Raw genomic sequence first — 13,718 nt, 5'->3', positions numbered from 1 at the left:
TCACGGCCACACCTCCCATTCCAGCTCCAGGGGGAGCTCCTCTTGAATGCGCCGCAGAAGCTCCAGCACGTCCTTGGCCGTGGCCTGGCCTAGGTTGACGATGAAGTTGCCGTGCTCAAAGGCCACCATGGCGTCCCCCACCCGGAGGCCCTTGAAGCCCCTTTCGTCGATGAGCCTTCCCGCCGACTGTCCGGGTGGGTTTTTGAAGGCGCAGCCGGCGCTTTTCCGCTTGGGCTGGCCCTTGCGGGCGGCGTCCACCTCGGCCATCTTCTTGCGGATCTCCTCCAGAGGGCGCTCCTTGAGCTTTAGCTTTACCCGGGTGACGATGCCTCCCGGGGGGAGGTGGCTTTGCCGGTAGCCGAAGCCGAGCTCCGCGGGGGTGTAGATGTGGAAGGCTCCCTCGTGGAAGACCTCCACCGCCTCCAGGGCGTCCGCCATCTCCCCAAAGCGGGTGCCGGCGTTCATCTTCACCGCCCCGCCCACCTGGGCCGGGATGCCGAGGAGCCCCTCCAGGCCGGAAAGCCCGGCCCGGGCTGCCTCCTGCACCAGGAGGGGGAGGAGAACCCCCGCCCCCACCCAGCCCCGCAGCTCGTAGGCCTGGAACGCCCCGGCCAGGCGGATCACCCGCTCGGGCACGCCCTCATCCTTCACCAGGAGGTTGGAGCCGTTGCCCAGAACCCGGTAGGGGGCCTCCGTGGCCTTCCTGAGCTCCTCCCGGGTCTCCACGGTCCAAAGCTCCGCCGGACCCCCCACCCCCAGGGTGGTGAAGTCCTTGAGGAGGACCCGCTCAACCCTCATGGACCAGCCTCCAGGCCAGTTCCGTCACGTCCCCTGCCCCCAGGGTAAGCCAGAGATCCCCCGGGGCGGCCGTGGCCCGGGCGTAGGCCAGGGCCTCCTCCTTGTCCAGGAAACGGGCTTCCACCCCCTGGCGGCGAAGCCCCTCGGCGATCCTCGCGCTCAGCTCCCCGGGGGAGACCTCCCCCTTTTCCCCGGCGGTGTAGGTGGGCAGGACCACCACCTCCTGGGCCAGGGCCAGGGCCTCCACGAACTCTTGCCAGAGGGCCTGGGTGCGGAGGAGGCGGTGGGGCTGGAAGAGGACCCGCAGGCGCCTCTGCAGGTGGCCCGCCGCCTCCAGGGTGGCCCGCACTTCCGTGGGGTGGTGGGCGTAGTCGTCCACCACCAAAGCCCCCCGCACCTCCCCCACCCTCTGGAAGCGCCGCCCCACTCCGGGGAAGCGGCCGAGCCCCTTTAGGATGGCCTCGGGGGCTACGCCCAGGGCCAGGGCAGCCAGGGCGGCGGCCAGGGCGTTTTGGATGTTGTGCCGGCCCGGCACCTGGAGTCTGGCCTCTCCCAAGGCCTTTCCCCGGTGGACCAGGAGGAAGCGACTTCCCGAGGGGCCAAGCTCCGCTTCCTCGGCGGAAAGCTCCCCGCCTTGGCCGAAGGTTCTCCGGGGAAGCCCTTGGGAAAGCTCCAGGAGAAGGGGATCGGAGGCGGGGACCACCACCACTTTCGCCCCTTCCAGAAAGCCCCGCAGGGCGGCCTTGAGCTCGCCGAAGCTTCCGTGGTAGTTGGGGGCCTTCCGGCCAGGGGGGGCGATGTGGTCGGCCTCGAGGTTGGTGGCCACGGCGATGTCCACCCTCACCTCCCGGAAAAGGGGGTCGGACTCGTCCACCTCGGCCAGGCGGGGCCCCTGCCCAAAGCGGGCGTTCCCGGGGAGGAGGTAAAGCTCCCCCCCGAGGAGCACCCAGGGGTCCAGGCCCGCCTCCAGGAGGATGCTGGCCAGCATTCCCGTGGTGGTGGTCTTGCCGTGGGTCCCCGTGACCCCCAAAGAGGGGCTTGGGGCCAGGAGCTGGGCCAGGAGCTCCATGCGCCTTAGGACCCTAAGGCCCCGCTCCCTGGCGGCCACCACCTCGGGGTGGTCCAGGGGGACCGGGGTGGGGACCACCAAGGTGTCCTCCTCTTGCAGGTGGCCGGGGTCGTGGCCCGCGTAGACCGGCACCCCCAGGGCCTTGGCCCGCTTGCCGGGGGCGAGGTCGCACCCCGTCACCGCCACCCCCTCCGCCAGGAGAAGGCGGGCCAAGGCGCTCATCCCCACCCCTTCTATGCCCATGATGTGCACCCGTTTCATAAGAACTCCTCCAGCCAATCCGCCAGGCGGCCCGCCGCCCCCTCGGGGGAGAGGCGGCCCATGGCCTCGCGGTAAGGTTCGGGGTTCAGGAGCATCTCCTCCACCTGCTGGGCCAGCCGGGAGTAGTCCCCAAGCCGGGCGGCCCCGGCCCTCTGGTAGGCCAGGGCGTTGGCCCGTTGGGCGCCCCCGTCCAGGTGGGGAGGGAGGGGGAAGAGGAGGGCGGGGAGCCGGTGGAAGGCGGCCTCGGCCAGAGTGCCCGCCCCGGCCCGGGCCAGGAGAAGGTCGGCGGCGCTCATGGCCAAGGGCGCCTCCAGAAAGCCCAGGATGCGGTAGGTTTCCCCTTCCAGGTGGCGGTAGCGCTCCACCCACCTTTCCCCCACCTGGTGGAGGACGGGAAGGCCCAGGGGTCTGAGGAGGGGAGGAAGCCTTTCGTTGAGCTCCAGGCTCCCTTGGCTTCCCCCCAGGACCAGAAGGAGGGGCTTTTTGGGGTCAAACCCCAGGCGGGCCTTGGCCTCGGCCTGGGGAAAGCGCACCTCCCGCACGGGGTAGCCCACCACCCTGGCCTTGGTGGCGAGCCCCCTGGCCAGGGGAAGGGGCACGCTGAGGGCGAGCCCCCGGCTTAAGGGGGCGAGGAGCCTCACGGCCAGGCCCAGTTTGGCGTTCTGCTCGTGGAGGAGGACGGGAATCCCCTGGAGCTCGGCCACAAAGGCCGCGGGAAAGCCCGCGTAGCCCCCGGTGGAGAGCACCGCCTTGGGCCTTCTCGCCTTCAGGACCTCCCGGGCGGCCTTGAGGCCCCGGAGGAGCCTCCAGGCCTCCCCCGGCCTGAGGGCGCTCCGGTCCAGCTTGCCCGCGGGGATGAGGGCGTGGGGGATAGGGGTCTTTGGGAGGAGGCGGGCCTCGAGGCCCCCCAGGGCGCCCAGGTAGAAGACCTCGTGCCCCCGCCGCCTGAGCTCCTCGGCCACCGCCAGGGCGGGGAAGAGGTGCCCCCCGGTGCCTCCCCCGGTCAGGAGGACCATTTCCCCACCTCCTTTCCCCTGGCCTGGCGGGCCAGGCTAAGGAGAAGGCCCAGGGCCAGACCCGAAACCAGGAGGGAGCTTCCCCCGTAGGAGACCAAGGGCAAAGGCACCCCGGTGACGGGGAGGAAGCCCAGGGCCACGCCGATGTTGAGGGCGGCCTGCAGGGTGAGGTACAGGGTGAGGCCCAGGGCCACCAGGCCCTCCGCCCCCTTTAGCCTGAGGGCCAGGGCCAGGCCCCGGAGGAAGAGGAGGCCGTAGAAGAGGAGGACCATAAGCCCCCCTAGCCAGCCCGTGGCGAAGACCACGCTGGCGAAGACCATGTCGTTGTGGGCCTCGGGCAGGTGGGGAAGGCTTCCCCCGGGCCCCTGTCCCAAAGGCCCTCCCAGGAGGACGGCCTTTTGCGCCTGCAGGACCTGGTAAGCGGTCTCCTCGGGCCGGGCCTCCCCCCGCAGGTAGCTGAGGAAGTCGCTGAAACGCTCGGAGACGTAGCGGAAACGGTTTAGATATGCTCCAGAAAATGGGGCGATAACCAAGGCCCCGGCCAGGGTAATGGCAAAGAGCCTCCGCCAGGGTACCCCCGCCAGGACGAAGAGGAGGCCTCCGAGGGTGAGCAGGAAGAGGGCCGTGGCGAAGTCGGGCTCCACCAGCACCAGCCCCACCGTGCTGCCTACCAGGAGGGCGGGGCCGAGGATGGGGTAGTCCTCCCCCTTGCGGCCCACGAAGGAGGCCAGGTAGAGGACCAGGACGATCTTGGCCAGTTCCGAGGGCTGGAAGGCCAGGGGCCCCAGATCAAACCAGCGCCGCACCCCCATGGGCCCGTCCCCCACCAGGAGGACCAGGGCCAGGAGGAGGAGGTTCAGGAGGAGGAGGGCCAGGGCGTGCCGCAAGAGAAGCCTCACGGGAAGGAGGCTGCCTCCCAGCATGGCCAGGAGGGCGAGCCCCACCCTGAGGAGGTGGTCTTCCAGAAGGCCGGGCTCGGCCACCCCCACCCCCAGGAGGCCAAAGGCCAGGAGGAGGAGGCCGCTTAGGAGGAGGATGGGGTCCATGGTTCGCCTCCCAAGGCCAGGACCGCTTCCCGGAAGGCCTGGGCGCGGTCCTGGTAGTCCCGGAACTGGTCAAAACTCGCCGCCAGAGGGGCCAAGAGAACGCTTCCCGCTTCCAGGCGCCTCAGGGCTTCCTCCACCGCCCGCCTTAGGGCCTTCCGGCCCTCCTTCTCCCCGATGACCACCACCTCTACCCCTTCCCCCAGGGCCTCGGCCATGCGGGGGCCGTCCCGGCCAATGGCCAGGACCACCCGCACCCGGGGGAGGTAGGCCTTGAGGCTTTCCAGATCCGCCCCCTTGTCCTCCCCCCCCAGGATCCAGGCGATGGGGGCGGGGGCGGCCTTTAGGGCGGCGGCCACGGAGGAGGTGCGGGTGGCGATGGAGTCGTCTATGAAGACCACCCGCCCCTTGCGGGCGAAGGCCTGGAAGCGGTGGGGGGGCTCGGGGAGGGTCTTGAGGCTCTCCCTTAGGGCGCTTTCCTCCAGGGGCTTTCCCAAAAGGTCCAGGTAGGCCCGGGTGGCCTGGAGGGCGGCCTCGAGGTTGGTTTCCCGCGGGCTTTCCTTGGGAAGGAAGGGGTAGGGCCGGGCGGGGGTGGCCTCGGCCGCCTCCCTGACCTTGGGGTCCTCTGCGTTGTAGACCAGGGCGTCTTCCGGGGTGAGGTTCTTTAGGAGGTTGAGCTTGGCGGCGTGGTAGGCCTCGAGGCTCCCGTGCCGGTCCAGGTGGTCCACCCCCAGGTTGAGAAGGACGGCCACCCGGGGCCGGAAGGTGTGGATGCGCTCCATCTGGAAGCTGGAAAGCTCCGCCACCGCCACCTCGGCCTCGTCCACCACCTCCACCAGGGGAGGGTCCACGTTGCCCCCGGGAAGGGCCTTAAGCCCCTGCCCCTGGAGGAGGTGGGCGGTGAAGAGGGTGGTGGAGGTCTTGCCCGCCGTGCCGGTGATCCCCACGATGGGGGTTTCCGAAAGCCGGTAGGCGAGCTCCGCCTCCCCCAAGACCCTGGCCCCGCGCGCCCTCAGGGCTTCCAGGTTGGGGTGCTGAAGGGGCACCCCCGGGGCGGCCACCACCTCTCCATAGGCGCCTTCCAGGCCCCAGTCCGGGGAAAAACCCAGGGCCAGGGCCTCGGCCACCTCCTCCTCCTTGGGCCGGTCGTCGTAAAAGCGGGCGGCGAGCCCCCGCCGCCTCAGGAAGCGGAGCACCCCCAGGCCGCTTTTCCCGAGGCCGTAGACCAAGATCATACCCCACCTCCCAGGCTCCAGGCCAGGCCCGTGGCCAAGGCGGTAAGAAGAGCGAAGCGGAAGACGATCTTGGCCTCCTCCCACCCCAAAAGCTCCAGGTGGTGGTGCAGGGGGCTCATGCGGAAAAGCCTCCTCCCCGTGCGCCGGAAGTAGAGGACCTGGGCCACCACGGAGAGCACCTCCAACACCGGGACGAAGGCGGCCAAGGGCAGTAGCCAGAGCTTCCCCGTGAGGACGAAAAGCCCCGCCACCATGGCCCCCAGGGCCTGGCTTCCCGTGTCCCCCATGAAGACCTTGGCCCGGGGGGCGTTGTGCCATAGGAAGCCCAGGATCCCTCCCAGGAGGGTCTGGGCGAAGGGGTAGGGGTAGAAGGGGAGGAGGATGAGGGCGGCCACCGAGGCCAGAAGCCCGTCCAGGCCGTCGGTGAAGTTGAAGGCGTTGGCCGCCCCCACCACCGCCAGGAGGATCAGGAGGGCGTCCAGGAGGGGCCAGGGGGTATAGGCCACCTGCCGGGCGGCCCAGAGGGCGAAGACCAGGCCCATCGTCCCTTGCAGGGCCAGCTTTTCCCTGGCCCTGAGGGGCCGGGCCAGGCTCCCCGAGAGGTCGTCCAAAAGCCCCAGGAGGGCAAAGCCGAGGCCCAGGAGCCATAGGCCCAAAAAGGCGTCCTTCCCCGAGGCCAGGTAGGCCAGAAAGGCGGCCAGGAGGAAGGCCACCCCCCCCATGCTGGGGGTCCCCTCCTTGGCCAGGTGGCTCTGGGGGCCGTCCTGGCGCACCCTCTTCCCCAGGCCAAGGCTTTTCATCAAGGAGATCCAGACCGCCGTGAGGAACCAGGAGAGGACGAGGGCTAGGGCCATGCCGCCTCCTTGCAAGACCGCACCGCCCCCTGGGGGGCGAGGTAGATGGCCTCCCCAAAGGCGGCGAAGTCCTGGGCCTCGGCCAGGGGCCTCACCCCTTCGGGGCGCACCAGATAGACCCGGTCCAGAAGGGCCACCACCCCGCAGGCCCCTCCTTGGGCCTTGCGGGCGGGGTGGGGAAGGGGGAGGAGGCGCCCTTCCGGGTAGAAGAGGGCCTGGTCCCCCAGGGCCACCACCTGGCCCTCCCAGGCCACCACCTGGCGGAAGTTCCCGCGGGCCAAGAGGACGCCCTCCCGGTAGAGGCCCTTCCCGTCCACGTGGTAGAGGCCGTCCTCCCCTAGAAGGGCGTCCTGGGCGGGGTAGGGGTAGAGGCCCTTCTCCGTCCAGACGGCCCCTTCCAGCCCCACCACGGGCCTTGGGCTGGCCCGCAGGAAGCGGGGCACCCCGGGAAGGGGGAGGCTTTGCAGGGAGCCCCCTTCGTAGACCCAAAGCTGGTAGGGGTAGGCGGCGTAGAGGGCGCTTTCCCCGGCGTCCAGGAAAAGGGGAGGGCCGGGGAGGACCACCTGGAAGCGGCCCGAGACCAAGCCCCCCTGGGCGAACCCGCCGGGGTAGGGGAGGAGGGGCGTCGGGAGGAGGGGCGCGCAGGCCGCGAGGAGGGGGAGGGCGTAAAGGGCCTTCAGCCTTCCCATAGCTCCAGGATCCTTTCCAGGCCGAGGGCCCTCGAGGCCTTCAGGTACACCAGGTCCCCCGGGGCCACCCGGGCCTTTAGCCAGAGAAGGGCCTCCTCCAGGGTCGCCACCGCCTCCCCTCCCAGGGCGGCCTGGGCCTGGGCGTGGGTTCCCAGGTAAAGGGGCCGGAGGCCCAGGCGGGCCGCCTCCTCCGCCACCTCCAGGTGGAGCCTTTCCGCCATCCCGCCCAGCTCCTTCATCTCCCCCAGCACCACCCATTTGCGCCCGGGCTGGGCGGCAAGCCACCTCAGCCCCGCCTTCACCGAGAGGGGGTTGGCGTTGTAGGCATCGTGGAGGAAGACCACGCCCCCCACTTCCCGCCTCTCCATGCGCCCAGGGGGCAGGACCAGGCGGGAAAGCCTTTCTGCCACGGCCTCCACCTCCTCCCCCAGGAGCTCGGCCACCGCCAGGGCGGCCAAGGCCCCCAGGGCCGGGCCCAGGCCCGGGTAAGGGACCCGCACCCTTCGCCCGCGGTAGCGGAAGCGGCTTTCCCGGGGCAGAAGCTCCAGGGCCTCTCCGCGGAAACTCGCTTCCCCGAAGCCATAGGTGGGCCAGTTTCCCCTGTAGCCAAAGCCTTGCAACACCTCCCGGGCCTGGAGGCTCACCAGGGCCAGGGGGGCTTCCAGAAGCCTGGCCTCCTCTTGCACCACGCCCTCCAGGTTCCCGAAGGCCAAAAGGTGCTCTTCTCCCAAGGCGGTGAGGACGGAAAGCTGGGGACGGCAGAGGTCCATGAGCTCGGCCATCTCCCCCACCCGGTCCACGCCCAGCTCCACCACCGCCCCGGGGGCCTCTGGGGGGAGGCGAAGGAAGAAGCGGGCCAGGGGCGGGGCGGTGTTCTGGTTGCCGGAAGGGGCGGGGAAGCCCAGGCCCTGGGCCAGGGCCTCCTTGGTGGTGGTCTTTCCCGTGCTTCCTCCCACGGCCACCACCTTCCCCGGGAAGAGCTCCCGAAGGGCCCGTCCCAGCCGTACCAAGGCCAAGGCCGTGTCCGCCACCTCCACCGTGGCCTCCCCCGGGCGGTCGGAGAGGACCAGGTGGGCCCCCTTGGCCAAGGCCTCCTGGGCGTAGGCGCGTCCGTGGGTGCGGCTTCCGGGAAGGGCCACGAAGAGGAACCCCGGACCCACGGCCCGGCTGTCCCAGTGGAGGTCAAAGGCGGTCCGGCCGCCGGGGTGGAGCCTCCCCCCTGTGGCCGCGGCCACCCATTCCGGCGTCATTTCCCTAACATGCGCATCTTGCACCTCTACCTCACCGCCCCTCAGCATAGGGGGGAAGGCCCGCGTAGGCCAAGAGGCCGGCGGCCACTTCCCGGAAGATGGGGGCGGCCACCAGGCTTCCGTGGATCTCGCCTTGGGGGTGGTGGACGGCCACCACCACGGTGTACCGGGGGGCGTCCCCGGGGACGAACCCGGCGAACCAGGCGGTGAAGACTTCCTTAGAGTAACGGCCCTGGACCACCACCTGGGCGGTGCCGGTCTTCCCGGCCAGGTGGTAGCCGGGCAGGGCGGCCCTGGGGGCGAGGGCCTCCTCCAGGGCTTGGCGGATGGCCCTCGCCGTGTCCGGGGAGAAGACCCGCTCCTCCCTGGCCTCCTGGCCCTGGAAGAGCCTCGGGGTACGGTAGACCCCGTCCACCAGGGCGGCGAAGGCCGCCGCCAGGTGCAAGGGGGTGACGAGGAAGCCTTGGCCGAAGGTGTGGTTGGCGTAGCCAGCCCGGCTCCACTCCTCCGGGGCCTTGACCAGGGGCGGGGCGGTGCGCACCCCGGGGAGGGGCCTGGGGTCGGTGAGATGGAGCTTCTCCATATAGCGATAGAAGGTCGCCTTGGGGAGGCGCTCGGCCAGGAGGCTGATCCCCACGTTGGAGGAGTACTTGAGCACCCCGGCCAAGGTGAGCCCAGGGGGGTGGGGCACGGCGTCGCGGATGGTCCAGCCGTCCACCTGCCGCCACATGGGGGCTTCCACCGGGGTGGAAAGGCGGGCCGCGCCCTCCTCCAGGAGCATGGCGGCGGTGAGGGCCTTCATGGTGGAGCCCGGTTCCAAGACCACCAGGAAGGCGTGGTTGCGCCAGGAAAGGTCTTTCTCCGGGTCCTTGCGCGGGGCCATGGGGTCAAAGGCCGGGGCGTTGGCCACGGCCAGGAGTCTGCCTTCCCGGTCCAGGACGAGGAGGGTGGCGAAGGCCCCCCGGCTTCGTTCCAGTCCCCTCCAGAGGGCCCGTTCCGCCAAGGCCTGGACCCAAGGGTCCAGGGTGAGGGTGAAGGAGCGCCCCTCCGAGAGGGCGGCGTTTAGGTCCCGCTCCAGCCCCTCCAAGCCCCGCCCGGAGGCCCGTTCCCCAAAGCCCAAAAGCTGGCTTGCGCTCTTCCCCAGGGGGTAGTACCGCCCCCCCTCGAGGCTCACCGCCAGAGGGGTGCCGTCGGCGGCGTAGAGGTTGCCCCGCAGAGGGGGTGGGGATGGGGGCAGGAGGGCTGGCCGTGGACCCCGGCTCACCAGGGCGTAAACCCCCAAGGCCAAAAGGACCAGGTAGAGGCCCATCCCCAGGAACACCAAGGGCACCCGGTTGGCGCCTGCGGTCACCTTTCCCACCTCCCCCGGCTCATGGGCACGAACCCTTCCTTCTCCGCCCACTCCAGCACCCGGTGGGGTTGGCTTAGGCGCCAGGTTTCCTTGAGGAGGGCCTCTTCCTCGGCCTTGAGGCGGTCTATGCGCTCCTCCATCCGGGCCAGGCGGGCCTTTTCCAGCTGGTTGCGGTGGCCTGCGGCGAAGAGGAGGAGGAGGGCCAAGAGGTAGAGGAGGCCGAAGCGTAGGGCGCTCTTCACAAAGCCTCCTTCTCCGCGGCCCGTAGCTTGGCGCTCCGGGCGCGGGGGTTTCGCGCCACCTCCTCGGGGGAGGGAAGCACGGGCTTTTTGGTGAGCACCTTGAGGCCGCTCGCCTTGAGGAACCGCTTCACCAGCCGGTCCTCGAGGGAGTGGAAGGTGATGACCACCAGCCGCCCCCCGGGGGCGAGGATCTGGGCAGCCTGGGCGAGGAACTCCTCTAGGGCGCCAAGCTCGTCGTTCACGTACATGCGCAGGGCCTGGAAGGTCTTGCGGGCCGGATGCCCGGCCTTGCGGAAGCCCACCGCCTGGCGGACGATCTCCGCCAGCTCCGTGGTGGTCTCTATGGGCTTTTTCCTCCTGGCCTCCACCACGGCCTTGGCGATGCGGTAGGCCTGCTTTTCCTCTCCCAGGTCCCGCAGGATGCGGTAAAGTTCCTCCAGGGAAAGGGTATTGACCACCTCGGCCGCCCTCGGGCCCTCCTCCCCCATGCGCATGTCCAAAGGGCCCTCCTTCTGGTAACTGAAGCCCCGCTTGGGGTCTTCCAGGTGGAAGCTGGAAACCCCGAGGTCCGCCAGGATCCCCGCCACCTCTTCCACCCCAGCTTGGCGGAGCACCTCCTCGAGGCGGCGGAAGTTGGCCTGGTACACCCGGAGGCCCGGTAGGCCCAAGGCCTGGGCCCGGGCCACGGCCTCGGGGTCCTGGTCCAGCCCCAGGACCAGCCCCCCCCGTTCCAGGATGCCCCGGGTGTGGCCGGCGCCTCCCAGGGTGGCGTCCACATACACCTTGCCGGGCTCCACCTTCAGGAAGTCCAGGGCCTCCTGGTACAAGACGGGAATGTGCTGGGTAACGGTCTCCATAAATGCCTACCCAATAAGCCCCTTGAGGGCCTCGGGGGCTGGTGGATGGCGCATGATTTCCTCAATGGTTTTCCACCAGCGCTCCTGGCTCCAGATCTCCAGCCTGCCCGGAGCCCCGGCCACCACCACCTCGCCTCCTTCCTGGAGCCCGGCAAACTGCCGCAAGGGAGGGGGGATCAGGACCCGGCTGGCGTTGTCCATCCGGGTCTTGTGGGCCCCCGAGTAAAAGAAGCGGACAAAGGCGCGGGCCTCGGCGTCGGTGAGGGGAAGGTTGACCAACTGCTCTTCAATCTTGCGCCAGCGGTCGGAAGGGAAGACGTAAAGGCACCCTTCCATCCCGCGGGTGAGCACCAGGCCGTCTTCCAGGAAGTCCCGGAAGGGGGCGGGGATGACCACCCGCCCTTTGTCGTCTAGGCTGTACTGGTACTCACCGAAGGGCATTTCCCACCCGCTCCCACCCTCGCTGGGGTCCGCCCCTTGGGTTGGAGGAGGCGAGGGCTTTACCCAGGCGAGGCTTTCGCCGGGAGTATACCACGTACTCCCCACAGATTTCCACTCCCTCCCACTTCCACCCCACTTATTTCCCACCCGGGCTGAGGAGGCCTTGCCGGGAGCCCAGGCGGAGGCTCTCACCCACTTCGCCCCGCCTTCGTTTCCACGGACGGCGCTTGATGTGCTATGGTGGGAATAGCCCTCCCTTCCTTGATTCCTGCTCGAGGGCTGTGGAACTTGACAATATTCCCTGTCTTCCCTCCCAAAAAGACACATAAAGGGGGGTGAGCAGGCGTTTTTGCCGTCCTGGTCATGTGTAGTCCCCACGCACGTGGGGATGGACCGCCCAGTCCTCGCGCCACCACTCAGCATCAGGGTAGTCCCCACACACGTGGGGATGGACCCTAGGGCGCATTATGGGCGGCCCTCACCCCCCCGTAGTCCCCACGCACGTGGGGATGGACCGAAACTGACCCCTGGGCCGCTTCCTCCCCCTTCGTAGTCCCCACGCACGTGGGGATGGACCGACGCAGGCCCAGTTTCTGGCAGAAGCCCTCATGTAGTCCCCACGCACGTGGGGATGGACCGTAGCTCGGCGGGACGAAGTAGAGGAAGAAGGGGTAGTCCCCACGCACGTGGGGATGGACCGGCGTAGGCGTCACGGGATGACGGGAGCCAGCCGTAGTCCCCACACACGTGGGGATGGACCGTGGACCCTGGGGATCCGGGAGGTGCCCGTCCTGTAGTCCCCACACACGTGCGGATGGACCGCGGAGGTGCACTGGGGGGCCCTGGTGGCTTTGACTTTCATAGAAACCAGGAACTACGCTCATTTGCTGGGCCAGCGGGTGGGATTCCTCCGCTGGCCCAGCTAAACGGGCAACGACCCCCTGGAGAGCCGCGCGTCCTGCACCGGGCTATCGGGAACCCAGGCCCAGCCCGGTGGGTTCACCCCATGGTACCACCCCCGGCGGCGGAACGCAAAACCCCCACTTGCAGCAGCAGACTTGACCGCTATACCGCATAGAGCCCCAGGAACCTGAGGGCGGAGAGGGGATGGAAAGAGAAGGCCTCCAGGGCCGCCTTCTTCTCCCGCACCTCCCCGCGGTACAGCAGGGACACCAGAAAGGCCCGGAGGGCGGCCAAGACCTGCGCCCCCACGCCCCGCACCTGGCAGGCGTCTTCCCGGAGGAGGACGTCCCGCACCCAAAAGGACCGGTTCTCCACCTCCCACCGGGAAAGGAGAAGCTCCCCAAGCCGCCTCGCCTCCGCCTCCTCGGCCCCCAAGCTGGTGAGGGCGTAGCTCACCGTGCGCCGTACCTCCCCCGTCCCCTTGTGCACCACCTCCCGCTCCACCCGCACCACCTGCCTGCACCCGGGAAAGGCCAAGAGCGCATCGGGCAGATGGGGAGAAGCCCAGACCCGGTAGGTCCATACCTCCCCGTCCCGCACCACCTCCCAGGCCGACTCCGTCTCCCCGGGAAGCCGCCTCTCCTCCATCCCCTTGAACACCTCCAGAGCCCACTCCAGCACTTCCCCCTGGTTGGCCTTCAGGAGGAAGAGGTAGCCCCCCCTTTTTCCACCACCTTCCCCGCCACCTCCGGGTACAGGTACCCCGCGTCCCCCACCACCACCTTCCCCTTGGGCCCCGTGAAGTTCGCCCAGCGGCAAGACAGTGGCCTGTACGGTTGAGCCCGACCCCCGGGACTGGCTCTTCGCCGCCGGGGAGATGGTCCGGGCCCCCTTCAACCGCGGCCCCCGCTCCGTCCCCGAGGCCCTCAGGCCTCTCCTCGGCCGGGAGCGGGCCACCAGCCTCGAGCTCCACGTGGCCCAGCGGGTCCTGGACGGGGACCTGGCCCCGGGCACCCCTCCCGAGGTCTACGAGGGCCTGTGCCTCGAGGCCCCGGCCCACCCCGAGGCCGCCCTCTTCGCCTACGCCCGGGACCAGGGTCCGGTGCTGGCCGCCCTGGCCCCCGCCTCCTTCATCCCCGAGGAGGCCCGGGGGCCCAGGATGAGGCGCCTCTGGTTCGTGGTATACTCCTTCCACAGCGGGACGCTGGCCACCGGCTACAGCGTGCGGGACCTGAGCGAGCTGGACGTCCCCTGGGACAAGGTGGTATGGCTCAAGAAACCTCCCTGGCTTACGCCCCCCTAGCCCTGGCCCGGGCCTACGTGGCCTGGGTGAGGGAGCTCCTGGACCGGGGGGAGGAGGCCGACCCGGAGGAGCTCCTGGACGCCGTGGAGGAGTGGACCCCCTTCCGGGGGTACCTGAGGGACGCGGCCCGGGAGGACCGGGAGGCCGCCCTCGCCCTGGCCCGGGAGGTCTTCGCTGAGGGGCCCAGGCTTCGGGCCCTGGGCTTCCCCCTTCCCGAGACCTGGGAGGCCTTCCTCGCCCGGGTGGGGCTGGAGCCCTGAGGGCGGGGGAGGTTTTTCAACCGCCCGATGCCGAGGTATAAGCCCCCGGCCGTAGTCCCCACGCACGTGGAGATGGACCGCTCCGGGCGGAGCTTCGTGCGATGTGCTTTTGCCATACAGAAAAACCCCTCGAGGCTCGCCTCGAG

General features: G+C 69.7%; 14 protein-coding genes, 1 pseudogene and 1 CRISPR repeat array. Of the genes and pseudogenes, 2 read left to right on the top strand and 13 right to left on the bottom strand.

Going from position 1 to position 13,718, the window contains the following annotated elements:
* The 13 genes and pseudogenes from ACZ5RK_RS09050 to ACZ5RK_RS08990 form a co-directional block, all read right to left on the bottom strand.
* Positions 1–798, bottom strand: a complete 798-nt coding sequence (locus ACZ5RK_RS09050; protein ID WP_464908901.1) for a UDP-N-acetylmuramate dehydrogenase — start codon at positions 796–798, stop codon at positions 1–3.
* Positions 788–2,128: a UDP-N-acetylmuramate--L-alanine ligase gene (murC, locus tag ACZ5RK_RS09045; protein ID WP_464908900.1), complete on the bottom strand. Its 1,341-nt coding sequence runs from the start codon at positions 2,126–2,128 to the stop codon at positions 788–790. The genes ACZ5RK_RS09050 and murC overlap by 11 nt, the downstream gene beginning before the upstream one ends.
* The gene (locus ACZ5RK_RS09040) at positions 2,125–3,144 is read right to left on the bottom strand and encodes a UDP-N-acetylglucosamine--N-acetylmuramyl-(pentapeptide) pyrophosphoryl-undecaprenol N-acetylglucosamine transferase (RefSeq protein ID WP_464908899.1); all 1,020 of its coding nucleotides are present in this window, start codon (positions 3,142–3,144) and stop codon (positions 2,125–2,127) included. The genes murC and ACZ5RK_RS09040 overlap by 4 nt, the downstream gene beginning before the upstream one ends.
* The gene (locus ACZ5RK_RS09035) at positions 3,132–4,190 is read right to left on the bottom strand and encodes an FtsW/RodA/SpoVE family cell cycle protein (protein WP_464908898.1); all 1,059 of its coding nucleotides are present in this window, start codon (positions 4,188–4,190) and stop codon (positions 3,132–3,134) included. The genes ACZ5RK_RS09040 and ACZ5RK_RS09035 overlap by 13 nt, the downstream gene beginning before the upstream one ends.
* Positions 4,169–5,422, bottom strand: a complete 1,254-nt coding sequence (locus ACZ5RK_RS09030; RefSeq protein WP_464908897.1) for a Mur ligase family protein — start codon at positions 5,420–5,422, stop codon at positions 4,169–4,171. The genes ACZ5RK_RS09035 and ACZ5RK_RS09030 overlap by 22 nt, the downstream gene beginning before the upstream one ends.
* A complete protein-coding gene (locus ACZ5RK_RS09025) occupies positions 5,419–6,276 on the bottom strand; it encodes a phospho-N-acetylmuramoyl-pentapeptide-transferase (RefSeq protein ID WP_464908896.1) in 858 nt (285 codons plus the stop codon). Before ACZ5RK_RS09025 ends, ACZ5RK_RS09030 begins: the two co-directional genes overlap by 4 nt.
* Positions 6,267–6,965: a hypothetical protein gene (locus ACZ5RK_RS09020; RefSeq protein ID WP_464908895.1), complete on the bottom strand. Its 699-nt coding sequence runs from the start codon at positions 6,963–6,965 to the stop codon at positions 6,267–6,269. The genes ACZ5RK_RS09025 and ACZ5RK_RS09020 overlap by 10 nt, the downstream gene beginning before the upstream one ends.
* Positions 6,953–8,263: a UDP-N-acetylmuramoyl-tripeptide--D-alanyl-D-alanine ligase gene (locus ACZ5RK_RS09015; protein ID WP_464908894.1), complete on the bottom strand. Its 1,311-nt coding sequence runs from the start codon at positions 8,261–8,263 to the stop codon at positions 6,953–6,955. Before ACZ5RK_RS09015 ends, ACZ5RK_RS09020 begins: the two co-directional genes overlap by 13 nt.
* Positions 8,247–9,566 carry a peptidoglycan D,D-transpeptidase FtsI family protein gene (locus tag ACZ5RK_RS09010; RefSeq protein ID WP_464910077.1) on the bottom strand — a complete coding sequence of 440 codons (1,320 nt, stop codon included), beginning with the start codon at positions 9,564–9,566 and terminating at the stop codon, positions 8,247–8,249. The genes ACZ5RK_RS09015 and ACZ5RK_RS09010 overlap by 17 nt, the downstream gene beginning before the upstream one ends.
* The gene (locus ACZ5RK_RS09005) at positions 9,563–9,808 is read right to left on the bottom strand and encodes a hypothetical protein (RefSeq protein WP_464908893.1); all 246 of its coding nucleotides are present in this window, start codon (positions 9,806–9,808) and stop codon (positions 9,563–9,565) included. The genes ACZ5RK_RS09010 and ACZ5RK_RS09005 overlap by 4 nt, the downstream gene beginning before the upstream one ends.
* Complete coding sequence (gene rsmH / locus ACZ5RK_RS09000) at positions 9,805–10,665, bottom strand: 16S rRNA (cytosine(1402)-N(4))-methyltransferase RsmH (protein ID WP_054647486.1); 861 nt, start codon at positions 10,663–10,665, stop codon at positions 9,805–9,807. The genes ACZ5RK_RS09005 and rsmH overlap by 4 nt, the downstream gene beginning before the upstream one ends.
* Before the next feature lie 6 nt (positions 10,666–10,671).
* A complete protein-coding gene (mraZ, locus tag ACZ5RK_RS08995) occupies positions 10,672–11,106 on the bottom strand; it encodes a division/cell wall cluster transcriptional repressor MraZ (protein WP_054638370.1) in 435 nt (144 codons plus the stop codon).
* 367 nt (positions 11,107–11,473) lie between these two features.
* Positions 11,474–11,928: a CRISPR direct-repeat array (repeat unit 29 nt; unit sequence GTAGTCCCCACGCACGTGGGGATGGACCG).
* Between the two features lie 243 nt (positions 11,929–12,171).
* Positions 12,172–12,806, bottom strand: a pseudogene (locus tag ACZ5RK_RS08990) (transposase); the annotation flags it as partial.
* Between the two features lie 26 nt (positions 12,807–12,832).
* Here ACZ5RK_RS08990 and ACZ5RK_RS08985 point away from each other — a divergent pair.
* Both ACZ5RK_RS08985 and ACZ5RK_RS08980 read left to right on the top strand, forming a co-directional pair.
* The gene (locus ACZ5RK_RS08985) at positions 12,833–13,312 is read left to right on the top strand and encodes a hypothetical protein (RefSeq protein ID WP_464908892.1); all 480 of its coding nucleotides are present in this window, start codon (positions 12,833–12,835) and stop codon (positions 13,310–13,312) included.
* Complete coding sequence (locus ACZ5RK_RS08980) at positions 13,276–13,572, top strand: hypothetical protein (RefSeq protein ID WP_464908891.1); 297 nt, start codon at positions 13,276–13,278, stop codon at positions 13,570–13,572. Before ACZ5RK_RS08985 ends, ACZ5RK_RS08980 begins: the two co-directional genes overlap by 37 nt.
* Positions 13,573–13,718 lie beyond the last annotated feature (146 nt).

It is taken from the genome of Thermus kawarayensis JCM 12314, from assembly GCF_055393575.1.
Note: the sequence above shows the minus strand (reverse complement) of the source record. Positions and strands in the feature narration are given on the sequence as shown.